Source organism: Cyclobacterium sp., from assembly GCF_014762705.1.
In the GTDB taxonomy this organism is placed as follows: Bacteria; Bacteroidota; Bacteroidia; order Cytophagales; family Cyclobacteriaceae; genus Cyclobacterium.
Window position 1 is genome coordinate 1 of sequence record NZ_JABURL010000113.1, and the last position, 18,588, is coordinate 18,588.

The following is an 18,588-nucleotide window of genomic DNA, read 5'->3' on the forward strand; positions in this document are numbered from 1 at the left end:
ATGAATAAAAACAAACGGAGTAAGGACAGATCCATGTGGGATGGGGTGTATGGATACCTGCGGTTTACCAGTACCCATATTGACGAGTAGTATTTTCAGTCCGTTTAAATGGCACCTATTCGGCTTCAATCATGCCTTTCAGCTAATCCCCCTTTTAAGGGGGCGCAGGGGGATTTTTTCGTGCTCATCCCATCTATCTGACTTACGATTTTGATGTGATTTTTCGTCAGTAAATCCCCCTTGCCCCCTTTAAAAAGGGGGATTTATTTACGTAACTACATACATAAACCATTAGGAGATTATATTGTCGATTTTTACTGCAAGAGATTACAGTTGGTCATCGAAATTGATGGAGATAGCCACTTCCAGGATGAATCGGTTGTTGAAGATCTTAAAAGGCAATTGGTTTTGGAAAAAATGGGCTTATGTTTTCTAAGGTTTTTGGATGGAGATGTCAAGAAATCCATGCCTTCTATTCTCCAGGAAATCGGTGTGTTTATTGATGAATGGGAAGTTGAAAATGGTGTTCCCAAGACAAATTTTTGAGAAAAAAAGAAGACTGAATCCAAACGATATTAAATCCAGGCTGTCAATGGAAAAAGAGCCAGTTTCAATAATTTCTGAAGGAATTCTAAGGTTAATAACCGGAAAATAGTTTTAGTTCAAATTAAAATTCTCGAAAAGATCCCCCTTGCCCTCCGCCGCGGCGGAGGGATTTCGTTTACAGTCGGATTTCCAGGTACGTAAATTCCGCCAGGATGCCGCAGAAGCTTTCAAAATCAAGCAATAATATCCTTAACGACATTTCCTGCCACATCGGTGAGACGGAACCTTCTGCCCAGGTGCTTGTAGATTAATTTTTCGTGATCCAGTCCCAACTGATGCAATAGTGTGGCCTGAAAATCATGTACATGTACCGGATTTTTGGTGATATTGTAGCCAAATTCATCTGTTTCGCCATAAACAATTCCAGGCTTGATACCGCCGCCTGCCATCCAGATGCTAAAGCACCTGGGGTGGTGGTCACGCCCGTAGTTGTCTTTGGTCAATTCACCCTGGCTGAAGTTGGTTCGCCCAAATTCTCCACCCCATACCACAAGTGTTTCGTCAAGCAAACCTCTTTGTTTGAGATCCGTAACCAAAGCTGCGGAAGCCTGATCCACATCCATGGCCTGACCAGTTATTTCTTTGGGCAAATTGACATGTTGGTCCCAGCCCTGGTGGTACAATTGCACAAACCGAACCCCTTCTTCAGAAAGTTTTCGTGCCAGCAGGCAGTTCGCAGCAAAGGTTCCTGGCTTTTTACAATCTTCCCCGTAAAGGTCTATAATACTTTGAGGTTCTTTTGAAATATCTAACACATCAGGCACCGTGGTCTGCATGCGGTAAGCCATTTCATATTGTTGAATTTTGGTATTGATCTCCGGATCATGAATTTCCTCATAAGACCACTGGTTCAACTGGGCCAGCTTATCCAGCATCTGTCGCCTGTCAAACCGGTTTAAACCTTTGGGATCATTAAGGTATAAAACCGGATCCTCTCCACTACTGAACTGAACGCCCTGGTGAATGGAATCCAAAAAGCCGTTGGACCAGAGCTTGGAATATACGCCCTGGCTATTCCCTTCTCCCCTTGAAATCAGCACTGTAAAGGAAGGAAGATTTTGATTTTCACTTCCCAGTCCATAGCTCAGCCAGGATCCCATGCTGGGTCTGTTTCCTTGTTGGGCCCCGGTTTGAAAGAAAGTTAATGCCGGATCATGGTTGATTGCTTCTGTATGCATGGATTTGATGATACAGATATCATCGACGATTTTGGCTGTTTTCGGAAAGAGATCACTTACCCAGGCCCTTGATTCTCCATACTGCTTGAAGTCCACGAAAGACCCTACCAAAGGTAGGGAAGCCTGATTTGCCGTAAAACCTGTCAGTCTTTGTCCATCTCTGATGGAAGCGGGTAAATCCTGCCCCTGCATTTCCCTAAGCTTAGGCTTGTAGTCAAAAGACTCCAATTGAGAGGGTGCTCCATTTTGGAAAAGATAGATAACGCGCTTTGCCTTAGGTGCGAAATCCGGTAAACCGGGTACGCCTGATTCCAGGTCTTCAGTTGATCGTGACCGGTTAAAAAGATCCGGCATCAGCAGGGAACCTAAAGCCACGCTTCCGATTCCAAGGCTCAATTTGGATAAAAACCTTCTCCTGTTTCTGTTCAATCCGTATTCTAATAGTTCCTTTTCCATAAATCTAAGATCTGGTGATGGCTTCTTCCATGTTATACATGGTGGAAATTACCTGCATTAAGGCTGCTACGGCTACTTTATCCGCATTTTCGTCCACCGGATATTCGCCTATTGAAGCCAATGCTTCAGCGTCCTCCGTTGTGATACTTTCCAGCTTTTCCTTAAGATAGTTTTGCAGCAGTTCTACTTCTTTTGCTTTCGGTTTCCTGCATAGAATCAAGCGGAAAGCCCTAGTAATTTTTTCTGTTTGGGTGGAGTTTTCACTGAGCAAACGGGCTGCCAGTACCCTTGAGGCTTCAAGGACCGTTGGGTCATTGAGCATGACCAAAGCCTGCAAAGGGGTATTCGTATATGAACGCTCCGTCTCACACTGGTCCCTGTTACTGGCGTCAAAGATTAGCATGGAGGGTGGTGGCACTGTCCTTTTTACAAAGGTATACAAGCCTCTGCGGTACAGGTTATCTCCATGGTCCTGGGTATATTCAGCCAGGGTAGATCCCCCAGCTGTCGCTGCCTCCCACAATCCCTCAGGTTGGTAAGGTTTCACACTCCGCCCACCTATCTCCGGTACCAGAAGTCCGCTGCTTGCAAGGACCATGTTACGAATAAATTCTGCCTTCAAATGGTGGCGCGAAGCTCTGGCGTAATACCTGTTTTCAGGATCTTTCTGCCTTTCCCTTTCATCGATCGCCACCGACTGCCGGTAGGTGGCAGACATCACCATTTGTTTGATAAGCCGTTTGATGTCCCATCCATTTTCCATAAAATCAATGGCCAGCCAATCCAATAATTCCGGATGACTGGGCAATTCTCCCTGCATACCAAAATCGCTGGTCGTATTGACAATTCCTCTTCCAAAAAATTCCTTCCAGATTTTGTTCACAAAAACCCGCGCAGTCAATGGGTTGCGCTTATCAAACAACCATTTGGCCAATCCAAGCCTGTTTTTTGGATATTTTGGATCAAAATTTAGAATTGATTCAGGAGTTGCTGGAAATACTTCTCTTCCGTATGCATTAAAAACGCCTCTTTCCAACACGTAATTGTTTCTAAGGGTATCCAGCTCACCCATTACCGAAACAATCAGTTTGCTGGTATCCTGTTTGTTTACAAACGAGAGAATACCTTCGGCATCTTCATCGGTAATCTCAATGTACGGCTTTTTTGCATAGGACTCCGGAGTGCCTACCAATGGATCTATTGGAGCAGTAGAGGTCCTCAACTCATCGATATTATTAAAAAATGAAAACATCTCATAATAATCCTTTTGGGAGATGGGATCGAACTTGTGGTCGTGACAAGCCGCACATTCAAAGGTAATGCCTATGAGTGCTTTGCCAACAGTATTGGTCCTATCTGTCACATAGGTGATCCTGTATTCTTCTTCATCTACAGCACCTTCCTCTGTGATTTTATGGTTCCTATTAAACCCAGTGGCTAAAATCTGCTCTTTGGTGGGATTTTCCAAGAGATCACCAGCCAGTTGCCAGGTAATAAAATCCTTAAAAGACAAATTTTGATTAAAGGCATGGATTACCCAATCCCTCCAGGGCCACTGTGTCCGGAAGTTATCCAATTGATAGCCATAAGAGTCGGCATATCTGGATATATCCATCCAATAAACAGCCATTCGTTCTCCGTAGGAAGGCTGAGACAGCAGGTAATCAACCATCTCTTCATAAGCGTCAGCATTATCATTTTCACTAAACCGATCCATCAAATCCAGATTTGGTGGCAATCCGGTCAGGTCAAAACTTAATCTCTTGAGCATACTTTCTTTTGAAGCCGGCTGATTGGGGTGCAATCCAACATCTTCCTGTTGCTTTAAAATAAAATGGTCAATCTCATTAACAGGCCAGTTTTTGTCTTCTACCTCAGGGGCTGCAATGTATTGAGGAGCTTGAAAAGACCAGTGTTTTTCATAAACCGCCCCATCTTCTATCCAGGTTTTGATGAGCTCTATTTCCCTGTTTGTCAATTTGAGGTTGGACTCCGGAGGAGGCATCACCTGACTTTCATCGCTCGAGTTTACACGCAAATAGACTTCAGACTGATGCGGTTTGCCGGGAACCAGAGCAAAAGCCCCTTGATTTTCCGCAAGGGCTTTGAATGCTTCACTTTCGATATCCAACCTTAATCCGGCTTCCCTGGCATCGGAATCCGGTCCATGACAGGCAAAGCAGTTGTCGGAAAGAATGGGCCTGATATGGAAATTATAGCTGACTTTATCAGGAAATTTTTCTGAAATCCCTATTTCACCTTCATTTGAAGTACACCCTGCAAAGTACAGGGAGAACACCATGAATAATACAGTACGAATAGCACTTAATAACTTAATCATTCTCATTGGTATTTCTACTCTTCTCTCTATCATATGGGCATTTAAAATCAGGCATTTACAGAATGAGAGCATTATGGTTAATATAATAAGAACAGCAGGCACTTCAAAATTAACTTTTTTTAAAGGTTTATTTGTCAGGCAAGCAGCTTTCAAATTGCCTGCTGTTCCTTTTAAATTTTGGGCTTATCCGGTTATTGCATACTACTTATCGGGTATCAATAGCCAGGATTCTGTTCCAAATTCCCAATTCTTATCTCCCTAAGTGGTATTGGAAACAAAAGCCGTTCGGTTGTAACATTATAACTCATTGCTGGTAAATAGGATTCTCCGGCATAAAATTCCTTAAGGTATACCCCATTGGCATTCATAACTTCAATAGCCCTATCCGTGCGCAACAGATCAAACCATCTTTTATTTTCAAATGCCAGTTCCACCCTGGTTTCACGTTCGATAATCTCCCTGAGCAGCTGCTGGTTGGTTTCGGTAACCGGTTCTAAACCTGCTCTTTCTCTTACCTGATTTAGAAAGGGCAATGCATCCGCTGATTTTCCTTGTTCATTGAGGGCCTCGGCCATTGATAATAAAGCCTCTGAAAAGCGATAAATCGGAAAGTTGTCATCCGTATTACGTTCCAATGCATGGGGATTCTGGTATTTCTTTATGAATGGATAGGTTCTTTTTCCCGGAGTTGGTACATAGTCTACAGGAGATTTTAACTCATCGATAAACATGTTCCCAATTTGACCAGTACCTTCTACAATTCCGATGGAGGCAGGCAGTCTTTCGTCTCCAGCCTCATAGGCCGCAATCATTTCGAAAGTAGGCGTATTCCAGCCCCCTCCCTGAAGGTTTTGAGAGCTGATGCCGGTAATAAGACTTACATCTGCAGAAAGCGGTATAAACGGATAGAGGAAATCACTATTTTGTCCCTGATTTCCTTGTTGATATTGTATTTCAAAAATGGATTCGGAACTATTCTTGTTACTCAATTCGAACACGTCTCCATAATTGTCTAGCAAAGAATATCCCATTTGGATCACCTTTAAAAGTTCTGATTCTGCTTTCGGATAGTCTTTAGTGGTCAGGTAAACATCTGCAAGCAGCATCCTGGCTGCACCTTCATTTGCGCTGCCATTTTGAGGGAAAGAAACCGGATCAAGGCGGTTGATGGCATTTTCTAAATCCTGAATTATCGCCTGATAAACTTCGTTTACAGACGCTCTGGGAAGGTAGGCATCACCTGCACCCTTTACAGCTGTTAAATACAGTGGCACACCTCCAAAATACCTCACCAGATCAAAATACAACAAGGCCCTCAAAAAGCTGGCTTCGCCATAAATTTGATCGATTTTTTCCTGGCTTAAGGGAGCTTCTTCAACCTGATCTAAAATCTCGTTGGTTCGCGCAATGCCAATATAATCGGAATTGTATTTATTAGCCACCAGACCACTGTTTACATCGTCCATGAAAAAATCTGTATACTCTCTTTCTATATAACCTGGCCCCCGGTTGGTAATATTAAATTCCAGATGCGTATTATCCGATCTCATTTCTCCCATTGTCCAGGAAGCGATAGAACCCTTTGCACCCCTAAGTGAAGCATAGGCACCTACCAGGGCCTGATTAAAGTGATCTTCTGTTTTATAGAAATTTCCTGAGGTAATAGTACTCTCCGGCACCAGATTCAGAAAATCTTCTGAACAGGAGCTTATTATCAGTATGGCAAGTATTGTTGCTATCTTTTTCATGATGTCGTTGGTTTTGGTTAAAAGTTTAAATTTACTCCTAAGGCATACGTTCTTGGAATTGGGTAAGGACTGATGTCCACACCTTCCTGAAGCCCATTAAGACCCTGCCAACTTGATTCAGGGTTTGCTCCTTTGTATGGAGTAATAACAAGTGCATTTTGGAGACTTAGGAATATTCTTGCCGAGCTGACACTTTTGCTGAACTCGGGGAGCGTAAAACCAAGGGTAATATTTTTAAATGTCAAATGGGAAGCATCCAGGGCAAGCCTATCCTGAACATTTCGGGGAAACTCGGTAGTGCCTGACAACGACCGTCCAATGATACCATCACCTGGCTCTTCCAGGGATCTCCACCTATTTTTCATGTATCGTTCTACATTAAATATTCCCTCGAGGGTTTCTGACCATTCCGCCAAAGAGTAATACATTTTACCCCCATAAGAACCGGCAATGACCACGTTCATATCGAAGTTTTTGAAATAAAAGTTGTTGTTGAACCCATAAAAGAATTTAGGATTAGGATTGCCAATATAGGTTTTGTCATCCACATTGATTACACCATCTTCATTGATATCCTTGTACCTGATCGTTCCTACTGCGGATGTTACGTGTTTAGGTTGCGAATCAAATTCCTCCTGCGTCTTATAGATGCCATCAAAGATATAGCCGTAAAACTGACCGATTGGCTTCCCTACTTCTGTTTTCCAAATGGTAGAAGAATAATTTCCTAATCCACCGAGTGGCGTATTATTGGTTCCCAACTGAATCACTTTGTTCCTGTTAAAGGAAATGTTAAAATCTGCATTCCATCTGAACTCACTGCTCTGCAATACTCTGGCATTAACTCCAAATTCATAGCCCCAGAAATGAAATTCACCAATATTATCCTGGATATTTGGGTAACCAGTACCGTAGGGAATATCAACCTGGTAGAGCATATTGTTTGTCCGCTTATCGTAATAATCGAAAACCAAAGAAATTTTATCATCGAAAAGGCCTACATCAACCCCTAAATCAATACCAACTGTAGTCTCCCAGGTAAGAAATGGGTTACCTATGGATACCGGACTCCTACCTTGTGCCAAGGCACCTCCAAAAACATAATTGGTAGAAGATATATTTCCAAACTGGCTGTAGTTACCAATGTTAAAATTACCCGCATGTCCATATTCACCCCTGACTTTCAGGTAACTAATACCGGAGAGGTCAGCCATAAAAGATTCGTCAGAAATGATCCATCCTGCAGAAACGGAAGGGAAGGTTCCCCATCTGTTTTCTGAACCAAATCTGGAGGAACCGTCTCTTCTGACTGACAGCGAAAGCAGGTATTTTCCCATGTAGTTATAATTTAACCTACTAAACATAGAAAGTAAAGACCACTCAGACATGTTGCTGTTACCATATCTGATCGCAGCAGCATCTATCCAGGATACTTCATCATCCGGATAGCTGGTTCCTGTCAATACATTGTTTTCCTGATGATATTTTTGAGCAGAATAACCTACCAGGGCATCAATGAAGTGGTTGCCTACATTTTTCGTGTAATTAAGGGTGTTTTCTGTTAACCAGGAGCTATAATCATAGGTACTGTATGAGCCAGTGGCGAGCTTGGGTGGAGGAGAGAAAATGCCGCCTGCAGTGGATGGATTAAATACCCTCCTTTTGGCATTTCCCAAATCCACCGATACAGAACTTTTGAAGAAGAAATCATTGTGGATGTCTGCTTCAAAATAGGCATTGGACAATAAGCGATTAGTAGCCGAGCGGTCATAGGTTTCCAACATGGTTTTTTTCCAGTTTGGGAAGGTAAATAGACCGGGTCCGGTAAAACTTACTTTCTGATTTCCATTTTCATCTACATCATCTGGAGAAAAAATAGGAGGAGTAATGATGGCTGAATAAAGTATACTATAAAAACCATCCGTGGCCTGATTCCTGCTTAACTGGTGAGTCGGCGCTAAATTTAACCCTACCCTAATGTTATCATTTATTTTGTATTCGTTGTTTGTCCGAAGGGAAAAACGCTGAAATCCGGTATTTAGTACTACACCTTTTTCATCAAAAAAGCCCAAGGTGGTGGCGGAACTGAAATTGTCCTTATTGGCCAAAAAAGAAACGTTGTAACTATTTTGTTTACCCGATTGTAATAACTCATCGTACCAATCTGTATCCGGCCCGTTATAGGCCTCGGGATTCTGGTACAATTCAGGTATTCCACCTGTAAAGCCTTCATAGCGGATTTTATCCTCATAAATAGCTTTCCTGTCCTCCAGAAATTCCCGGGCATTCATTAAATCTGCCCTCCCCCTTTGCGGAACCTGTGTCATTCCCTGGATAACACTTAATTGAACGGATGTTTGACCGGGCTTTGCCCTTTTTGTAGTAATTAAAACTACACCATTGGCCGCCCTGGAACCATACAGTGCAGAGGCAGAGGCTCCTTTTAGTACTGAGAAACTTTCAATTTCGTTAGGATTGATAGTATTGATGTCCCCAACGATAGGAAAACCATCTACAACATACAATGGATTATTTCCTGCATTGATGGAGGCCGCTCCCCTTATTCTTACGGCCATTCCTCCTCCCGGCGTTCCTGAGGCCTGGCTAATCTGGACACCAGCCATTCTTCCCTGCAGCTTCTGTACGAACTGACCTACAGGCTGGTCTTCCAATTGGTCGGCTTCAACACTTGCAATAGACCCTGTAACCTCACGTTCTTTTTGAATACCATAACCGATAACAACAAACTCCTCTAGTCCTTTAGCATCTTCAGACAGTTCGATATTGATGATGCTTCTACCGTTAATCGGTTCTTCACGGGTTTCATAACCCAAAAAAGAAAAAATCAAAGTTCCATTTTCATCAGGTGCGCTTAACGTATAATTTCCGTCAATGTCAGTGACTGTGCCAATGTTCGTTCCCTTGACTAATATGGTGACACCCGGAAGTCCTTGTTTGTCTCCAAAAGAAGTTATTTGGCCTGTTATCTCAATTTCGGCAAATTCTGGTACTGCATCAATTATTCGAGGTTCCCGATTGGATTCTTTTACACTGATGTTATTATTGGTTTGCCGGAAAGCCAATCTTGATTGACTGGAAATCTCTCTGAGAATCGTTTCTACACTTTCCTTTTTGGGAGGTTTGCTGAACTTTTCATCCAAAAAATCATCCTTAATATCAAACGTAAAAACAAAATCGGTTTTTGATTCAATGTCTTCAAAAACTTCTTTTAAAGTAGCATTTGTATAGGCTGACTCAATAAATACTTTCTGAATTTTAATTGCCTTTTGCGCATCTGCTCCATGAGCGATGGTAAAATTGACCAGCAATAGCTGGAAAATTATTCCAAAAAGGGAGGAAGTTGTAGACTTACTAAAGAAGCCTTTGTATCTTTTTTTCATGTTATTATGGGTTTAGTGAAGAAATTAAATGGTTTTTAAGGCTAATCTAAGTTTGGGTTCATTTATCATCATTTTGGTTTTTAAAATTTTCGTTAAATATTTAATTCATCAGTAGGCTTAAAATTTTAAAATCAAGTCTTTATTAACCATTTCAAAATCAAGGTTTTTATTAAAACTGATATCACGCAAGATATTTTTAAGGCTTTCATTGTAATATTTGGCCCTGATATTCCAGTTGGTGGGAGGATCGCCAATCACCTTCATAGTCACACCAAACCATCTTTCAATAGATCGTTTGAAAGTGACAAAATCATCCCCGTTAAACATTAGAATCCCCTCTTTCCAACCAAAAGAAGCATCAAAATCTATTGCTTGTACATGAAAATCGACCCTGTTTTTTTCCATTAAAATTTCATAGCCGGGGTCTAAAATATAACTTTGGTCTTTGTCAAAACCAGATACCCTAACCTTACCCTCCAATAATGAAACGGCTCGTGTAGATTCATTAGAAAAATTTTTAACATTAAAAGCGGTACCCAAAGCTTCCACATGTATACCCATCACTTGAGCAATAAATGGTTGAATTGGATTGCTGGCTACGTCAAAATACGCCTCCCCGGTAACTTTTACCCTTCTTACGCTATCTGAAAAAACTTCCGGATATTCCAGGCTACTCATCGCATTTAACCAAACTCGTGTACCATCAGGTAGTAAATGGGTAGAACGCTGTCCGGCTGGATTTTCCTTTTTCAGCCAGGTTATAGTTTTTACCAATGGAGGTTCATCATTTGCCCTATAATAAAAGGCGATGGCAGAAAAAATTAGAAAAAATGTGAAAACCGCTGCCCACAAGACTGATTTTGCAGGATATTCCCTCCTTTGAAGGGCGGTTTTATTTCGATTTGCCGCTGACCATATTTCTTCTCTCCTGGCTTTAAGTTTAATAGCATTCGAGTATGTTTCACTCTCCCAGATTTTTTGAATAGATTCAAATATCAATTTATTCTCTTCAGAAGCAGCGATCCAATATTTCAAGGCAGCAATTTGCTCTTGAGTAGCCTCTCCTTTAAGGTACAATAAAATCAAATGGTCAATATCCTGTTGAAAACTCTCCATGAATGCGCTTTATGATAGTATAACCAGAAAGGCAGCTAATACCCGTAAGCACAAAAGAAAAAAAACTCTTGTTTTTATATATTTCTAATATTTATATTGGTTAAATTAATTTCATAAAAGATAGAAATTTGAATTTTAAAAAATTAACCAAACAAAAAATTTTCGTTTGAAAAGTTTAAACCTATTTATTTAGGATTACAATTTATTTTTTGGAAAATTCCTGGCCAGGATATTCCGAACCCGATTACAAATCCCGGTAAATATTGGCTTGCAATGTCTCTTAAGCCGGACCATTAATCCAAAGAAAATTGGGTACACTTACCGAAGGAGACCAACAAAAGCGAAATAAAGAAGTGTCCATCCCCTATTTGCATCCCAGGTTTCCCGTAAAAAACAGTTGGGTCCGGCAAAATAGGTTAAATGGATCTGATGACAAAGTTCCTGGTATCAGAGAATTAGCCCCTACTCAATTAATAAACATTTCATCAACCAACAATAATGCGCCACGCCCTTTATTCCGATGCCATGAAGGAATTTCTTTCAAGGTCCTACCGATGACCAGCAGACAATTTACTTTGGTCGGGTTAATTGTCGTAGATATCAATTGAATATAAGGTTTTCGCTCTTCCGTCGGCAATTCAGGAGTCAGCCTACCCATTAATTTTAAATCATCTTTACTTTTCCCACCCCAAATCTCAATTTGGGAGGGAGGAAAAATAATCGTTTCCGGCTCCACCAAAACATTGAAAGAGACTGAAGCTACTTCAATCTCCTGGTTGTAAGTCAAAAACAGTTCCATATCCTCGTTGGAAAAACCGGCCCAGTTGTTGGCCCAGGCCGGACTATTGGCATTGAAACCGCCAAAGTCCCCATCAAAAAAGGTAGCGTGGCCATTTGCAGGATGAACCCTGTTTAAGCGAGACAACAAATTGACCGAATCAGGCGGGTATTTATTTTTATAAACAGAAAAGGTAGTGTTGGTACTTCCAAACCAACCTTCTTTAAATGCTTTTGCATTGACCAATGTAGTCCGGTCTAACCACACTTTCCCCTTTTCAAAGACGGGTGAAGTAAGGCTATCAGGTTCAGTTCCATCCAATGTATACCTTACAGTGACGTCTTCTATTGGATGGCCTATATCCAAAGCTATAGAATCCCTAAAGATATTGGTTTGATTTTTAAGTATGGGAACATTTAATTTGATCTTTTCCTCCTCAAGCCCATCTCTACCGGCAACTATTTGAATATTTTTAAATTCATCTCTTAGAAGTTCCAGATCGTCCACGTCAATTTCCGTATTCCATACGGATATGGTTTGCAGGCGTTTTAGGCTACTCAGATAAGGTTTTAAATCATTTAATGCCACTGATGTACCTGAAATGGCCAGGTGTTCAATATTTTTCAAAGACGTCAATGTCTGAAGCCCATTTCCGGTAATATTGGTAAAGTTTAAATTTAATCTTTCCAGATTGGTAAATTGATTGACAATGGTCAGGTCCTCATCCTCTACCGGAATTCTATTAAGGCTGAGTGATACAATTTGTTCTTTTATTGGTTCCAGTTCCACTAGTGATTGACTGGTGTAAGATTTTGGATTATAAATGGTTACATCCAAGGCGGGTGATTCTTTACTTAAAGGTCTGATTACCCGGTATTCGTTATTGAGCGCTTCCAGTGTTTTTTCATCAGGCATATCAAATTCATACGTCTTTCTTTTTCCCGAAGGGTTTAACACATTCGTTGAAACAAGACGAAGAGAATCTCCGGCAGGTAAGGCCAATACCTTCATTTCAAAATCATATTTATTTTTAACCCATAGCTCCAGAAGCAATTTTTCTTCCGGTGAAAGCTGTGGTTTTCCTGAAGGAGGCATGTGTTCCTCATCTTCCATTGGCAGAGAAAGCCTGTGTAGCATTAAACTCTCCTCCAGAGATTCATTATCGAATAGTTTTCCCGTTTTTCCTCCTTTCAATAAAGAAACTTTATCTGTCATGATCAATTCACCCTTGGCTTTACTCTGATTATGGCAAGAGTTACATTTTTTTTCTAAAACAGGCATTACCAGGTGATCAAAAACAATTGCTTCCTCAATAGGAACCACCACTTCCCTCCCTGCAATAATGGGCATGTAGATAAAGTCTTCCCCATGTGTCAGGGATGCGCCGTAGTGGCCTGCCATTAGCGTGATGACTATCAACGAAGAGGCCGATATTTTAGCTATCTTTTCCTGATACCAGGTCTTATCTCTGGCAAAATATAGTACACTGGCAAAGAAAACGATCCCAGCACCCAACCATTTATGCCAGGTTAAAACGGCGCCATCATATCCTTCTTCCAGTGATAGAAATAAACCCATCACAGCGGCCAAAGCTGCGGTTACCACAGAAAAAAGCAGTAAATACCTGAGGAAATCCTGGTAAAATTTTTCTTTGCTGAATTCCTTTCGGAATCTGAAAAATTCCAACCCCATCGATAAGAGTAGCAAGGCAATCGGAAAATGGAGTATCATGGGGTGTAACCTTCCGAGAGGTTGTAGCCAATAGGGAATTTCAATAAACTTTTCCAGCAATAAAAAATAAAGCAGTAGGATATTCAAACCCAACAGAAGCCTTTCTGCAATAATCCGGTACTTGTTTTTCATATCGTTTGGGAGATTTGCCATGGCCAGTTATACCAATATGTCTTTGACGACTTTCCCTGATACATCAGTAAGCCTAAACCTTCTACCCAAATGCTTGTAAATCAGCTTTTCATGATCGAGCCCAAGTTGATTGAGGACCGTTGCCTGAAAGTCATGAACATGGACGGGATTCTTAATGACATTGTACCCCAATTCGTCCGTTTCGCCATATACGGTTCCCGGTTTTATACCGCCGCCAGCCATCCAAATACTAAAGCACCTGGGATGATGATCCCTGCCATAGTTATCTTTGGTCAGTTTCCCCTGACTATAGTTGGTCCTGCCAAATTCTCCACCCCATATGACCAAGGTTTCGTCCAGCAGGCCCCGCTGCTTGAGGTCTGTCACCAATGCTGCAGAAGCCTGGTCTACATCCTTGGCCTGGCGGGTAATTTCATAGGGCAGGTTGCCGTGCTGATCCCATCCCTGATGATAAAGCTGTACAAACCTAACCCCACTTTCAGAAAGCTTTCTAGCCAATAGGCAATTGGCAGCATAAGTTCCGGGCACCAAACAATCCGGCCCGTACAGCTTGATTACGCTATCCGGTTCCTTGGAAAGGTCCATAATGTCCGGCACGGTAGTTTGCATCCGGTAGGCCATTTCATATTGCTGGATCTTTGCACTTATTTCCGGGTCTCCAAACTTTTCATAGGACATATGATTTAGCTCGGCCAGATTATCCAATATTTTTCGTCGTTCCACCCTGCTCATTCCTTTTGGGTCACGAAGGTACAATACCGGGTCTTCGCCACTGCTGAACTGTACGCCCTGATGTACCGAATCCAAAAATCCATTGGTCCACAATTTAGAATAAACACCCTGGCCGTTCCCAATTCCCCGGGAAAGCAAAACGGTAAAAGCGGGAAGATTTTTGTTTTCGCTGCCCAGTCCGTAACTCAGCCAGGCACCCATACTGGGTCGGTTTCCCTGCTGTGCACCTGTTTGAAAAAAAGTTAGGGCGGGGTCGTGGTTGATGGCTTCGGTATGCAAGGACCTCACAATACAGATATCATCGACAATTTTTGAAGTATAGGGAAACAAATCACTGATCCATGCTCCGGATTCTCCGTACTGATTAAATCCTGAAAATGACCCTACCAAAGGAAAAGAGGACTGATTGGCAGTCATGCCTGTTAGCCGCTGACCACCCCTAATCGATTCCGGCAAATCCTGACCCACCATTTCTTTTAATTTCGGTTTGTAGTCAAAGGATTCCAGTTGAGATGGAGCTCCGTTCTGAAAAAGATAAATTACTCTTTTTGCCTTAGGTGCAAAATCAGGTATTGCTGCTGCCAGTTCTCCTTCCATTTGACCATTACCTTTAAACAGGTCAGGCATCAATAATGATCCCAAAGCGACACTCCCCAGCCCCAAACTCATTGTAGACAGGAATTTTCTCCGGTTCAAATTCAGGTGGTGCTCAATAATATTTTTATCCATATCAAGTTTTGGAAATGGTCTCTTCTAAATTATAAATGGTGGAAATAACCTGCATTAGCGAGGCCCATTCCACGGGGTCTAAATCCTCCTCGAAGGGATACTCTCCCACATTTAACAAAGCTTTCGCATTTTCACTTACCATGGTTTCCAATTGTCCGCGATGGTATTTTATCAATACTTCCATTTCCCGCTGTTCCGGAAACCTGCAAACAATCATTCGAAAGGCTTTCTTTATGTTCTGCTCTGCTGTCGCTTTTTCCTTTAGTAATTTCCCGGCCAGTACCCTGGATGCCTCCAACATGGTTGGATCATTTAACATTACCAATGCCTGTAAAGGAGTATTGGTAATCAACCTCTCCACTTCGCATTGGTCGCGGTTGCTGGCATCAAAAAGGGTCATGGCGGGCGGAGGAACTGTCCGCTTGATAAAATTGTACAGCCCTCTACGGTAAAGGTCCTTACCATGATCCTGTTTGTACACTGATAAAATGCCCCTGCCAGATGTAGCTCCCTCCCACAGCCCGGAAGGCTGATAGGGTTTTACACTTGGTCCTCCCAGGGTAGTATCCAATAGACCACTGCTTGACAAAATCAAATCACGAACAAATTCTGCCTTTAACCTATATCGTGGTGCACGGCTAAGGAAAATATTTTCAGGATCCTTTTCCATTTTTTCATCATCAATTACGGCAGATTGTTTATAGGTAGCGGAAGTTACCATCTGCCTAACCAGACGCTTAATGTCCCAACCGTTTTCCATAAAATCCAAGGCCAACCAATCCAATAACTCAGGATGACTGGGAAGTTCCCCCTGCATGCCAAAATCACCGGGTGTGGCCACAATGCCCTTTCCAAAAATTTCCTGCCATATTTGATTGACAAATACCCTGGCGGTTAAGGGGTTATTTTTATCAAATAACCATCTGGCCAGACCTAATCTGTTTCGTTCAAATTCCGGATTAAAAGCCAATATTGATTCGGGCATGCCTGGTGTCACTGTTTCCCCATGTGCTTCATAAGATCCTCGCTCCAGTACGTAGGACGTACGGGCCGAATCTAATTCCCCCATGATAGACACGATCAATTGGCTGGTATCCGGTTTGTTTATGAATCCAAGTATAGCATCAACATCTTCATCTGTAATCTCCATAAATGGGCGTTTGGCATATGTCTCAGGTCCTCCCACGACGGACTCAATACCTTTCTCCCTAATATTATTAAAAAATGAATACAGCTGATAATATTCCTTTTGGGAAATCGGATCATATTTATGATCGTGGCAGCCTGCACATTCCATGGTGATTCCGATCAGTGCTTTTCCAAAGGTATTGGTTCTATCAGTAACGTACATGACCCTATATTCTTCATCCACTATTCCTCCTTCTTCGGTAATCTTATGGTTTCGGTTAAACCCCGTAGCCAATAACTGCTCTTTCGTTGGATCGGGAAGTAAGTCCCCGGCAAGTTGCCAGGTAATGAACTGATCATAAGGCATGTTTTCATTAAAAGCATGAATCACCCAGTCTCTCCATGGCCATTGGCTTCTATAACTGTCGTCCTGAAAGCCATGGGAATCAGCAAACCTTGCGATATCCATCCAATAAACAGCCATTTTTTCCCCATAAGCCTGGCTGGAAAGCATTCGGTCTACCCAATTCGAATACGCGTCCTCACTAGGGTCTTCCAAAAAATCATCCATCATTTCCAAACTTGGAGGCAAACCAGTCAAATCAAAACTTAGTCTTTTTAATAAGCTTTCCTTGTCCGCTTCCTCATTGGGTTTAAAACCTTTCTCCTCCAGCTTTTTAAGAATGAAATAATCAATCTCATTATTGGCCAATTCATCGTGTTCTATTTTTGGGATTTTAACTTTCTTTGGAGGCAAAAAAGACCAATGCGGTTCATATTTCGCCCCTTGGCTGATCCATTTTTTGATCATGCTGATCTCATAATCTGTAAGCTTTAAATTGGAATCAGGAGGAGGCATTTTTACTGATGGATCATCTGAGACCAGTCGATTATATACTTCAGAATCAAGAGGATTTCCCGGAACAAGGGCATGGGCATCGGGTGTTTTTTCCAGAGACCTAAAGGCTTCTTCTTCGATATCCAGTCTTAAATTAGCTTCCCTCTTGTTGGCATCAGGTCCATGACAGGCAAAACAGTTGTCCGATAATATTGGTCTGACATGAAAGTTATAACTAACCTCATCCGGCAGTTTGTTAGGGGAATTTCCAACCATGGTGGACTCTTGTTTATCACATGCCTGAAAGATCAGGGCCGTGATAATCAAACCAAAACCATAAATTCGTTCAAACATAACCTTATAGTTAATTGCCAATTTCAATTCAAAACAATTAGAAACAAAATCTGCTCAATATAGTCGAAAATTGTTCCCTTGGTCTATTTTCAATCTAATTGACATCCTTTTGAGAATTCAAATGTTGAATCAGAAAAAGAATGAAAATATTCTTTGTATTGATAAGACCAATGAAAATGTAAAAACCCGTAATATTTAGCAAAATAAAAATAAATTTTTGATCTGAAGGCCGGAACCGTAATAATTAATCGAAATCAAACTAACAAAAATATTTTTTGGGAGAATATATGGTTTCAAAGTAACAATGAGGAAAATAACCCGGTTCTTTTGAATTTACTGGTTGGTACCAGCCTACATATATTCAGGAATTTTCTACACTAAGATATTTTGGAATGTTTTTTACTCTCCATCTTCCTATCGAGATAAAGACTAATTTTTTCTCTAAAGCTCTTGATGGCAAGCTTTAAATGCACTTCCACGGTCCTTTCTGAAATTTCCAAGATCTCGCCAACCTGTCGATAGGTCAATTCATCATCTTTAATCAATTGAAATACCATTTTCCTTTTTTTTGGCAGCGTATTTACGAGTGATTGAATCAAATGATTCAATTCCTGTTCTTCCAACAATTGATGGGGGGTAATGGAATAAATAAAATGATTTTTATCCTCATCACCACACTCAATCCTTAATTCCCTTCTGTGTCTATCAATCTTTGTGAGAGATTTATTCTTAACAGCGGTATAAAGATAGGCTTCAAAATTTTTCATCCTGAAAACACGCTCTTTGTCAATTAATAAATTGGTTAATACCTCTGAAACAACATCTTCAGACATTCCTTTATCCTCTAAAATAAATTTTGAGAAGTTTACCAGTTTTTTATAATAAAGTTCAAAAAATTCATCAAAGGCTTTTTTATTTCCTTCGGCAATGAGGATGAATAATTCTGAATTATTTTTTTTTTGATTCATTTTTTGCTGAACGAGACACCAATTGCAATTCAAGCTCCAACCAAAGCTAAACGGAAACTAAATTAGAAGAATAACCTGATTCAAGGTACTATAAAACTATTAATTGAAATAGTAGTTAATTAAGTATATTTTAAGTTTTTACCATTAAATGTATGGTATTTTATTTGGACGAACAATAATTTATTGAAAAATATTGTTGTTTTTGGATTAAGAATAAAGTAATTATAAAGATTAAAATATGATTATAATAATTTTAAATTTAAATTATTACATAGTGGTTTAATTGGTATTTTATTTGTAAATATATGTGATCCATAGGTTAAATATTTCA

10 protein-coding genes are annotated in these 18,588 nt (G+C 40.9%); 1 reads left to right on the forward strand and 9 read right to left on the reverse strand.

Features of this window, described 5'->3' with window-relative positions; translation table 11 throughout:
* Positions 1-240: 240 nt before the first annotated feature.
* A complete protein-coding gene (locus HUJ21_RS22775) occupies positions 241-546 on the forward strand; it encodes a DUF559 domain-containing protein (RefSeq protein ID WP_291373106.1) in 306 nt (101 codons plus the stop codon).
* A 233-nt stretch (positions 547-779) separates the two neighbouring features.
* On the opposite strand, the gene HUJ21_RS22780 is transcribed toward HUJ21_RS22775, so the two are convergent.
* The 9 genes from HUJ21_RS22780 to HUJ21_RS22820 all read right to left on the reverse strand — a co-directional run bounded on the left by HUJ21_RS22780 (position 780) and on the right by HUJ21_RS22820 (position 18,257).
* A complete protein-coding gene (locus tag HUJ21_RS22780; RefSeq protein ID WP_162339693.1) occupies positions 780-2,240 on the reverse strand; it encodes a DUF1501 domain-containing protein in 1,461 nt (486 codons plus the stop codon).
* Between the two features lie 4 nt (positions 2,241-2,244).
* Positions 2,245-4,542, reverse strand: coding sequence for a PSD1 and planctomycete cytochrome C domain-containing protein (locus HUJ21_RS22785; RefSeq protein ID WP_291373118.1), 2,298 nt, complete (start codon positions 4,540-4,542; stop codon positions 2,245-2,247).
* Between the two features lie 254 nt (positions 4,543-4,796).
* Positions 4,797-6,329 (reverse strand): RagB/SusD family nutrient uptake outer membrane protein, encoded by a 1,533-nt coding sequence (locus HUJ21_RS22790; protein ID WP_291373108.1) that lies wholly within the window; start codon positions 6,327-6,329, stop codon positions 4,797-4,799.
* Positions 6,330-6,346: 17 nt separating this feature from the next.
* Positions 6,347-9,730: a TonB-dependent receptor gene (locus HUJ21_RS22795; RefSeq protein WP_291373110.1), complete on the reverse strand. Its 3,384-nt coding sequence runs from the start codon at positions 9,728-9,730 to the stop codon at positions 6,347-6,349.
* 117 nt (positions 9,731-9,847) lie between these two features.
* Positions 9,848-10,846: a FecR family protein gene (locus HUJ21_RS22800; protein WP_291373111.1), complete on the reverse strand. Its 999-nt coding sequence runs from the start codon at positions 10,844-10,846 to the stop codon at positions 9,848-9,850.
* A gap of 466 nt (positions 10,847-11,312) precedes the next feature.
* A complete protein-coding gene (locus HUJ21_RS22805; protein WP_291373113.1) occupies positions 11,313-13,487 on the reverse strand; it encodes a DUF2231 domain-containing protein in 2,175 nt (724 codons plus the stop codon).
* A gap of 27 nt (positions 13,488-13,514) precedes the next feature.
* On the reverse strand, positions 13,515-14,969 hold the full coding sequence (locus HUJ21_RS22810) for a DUF1501 domain-containing protein (RefSeq protein ID WP_166147170.1): 1,455 nt from the start codon (positions 14,967-14,969) through the stop codon (positions 13,515-13,517).
* A 1-nt stretch (position 14,970) separates the two neighbouring features.
* Positions 14,971-17,289, reverse strand: a complete 2,319-nt coding sequence (locus tag HUJ21_RS22815) for a PSD1 and planctomycete cytochrome C domain-containing protein (RefSeq protein WP_291373115.1) — start codon at positions 17,287-17,289, stop codon at positions 14,971-14,973.
* A gap of 377 nt (positions 17,290-17,666) precedes the next feature.
* Positions 17,667-18,257, reverse strand: a complete 591-nt coding sequence (locus HUJ21_RS22820; RefSeq protein WP_291373117.1) for a sigma-70 family RNA polymerase sigma factor — start codon at positions 18,255-18,257, stop codon at positions 17,667-17,669.
* Positions 18,258-18,588 lie beyond the last annotated feature (331 nt).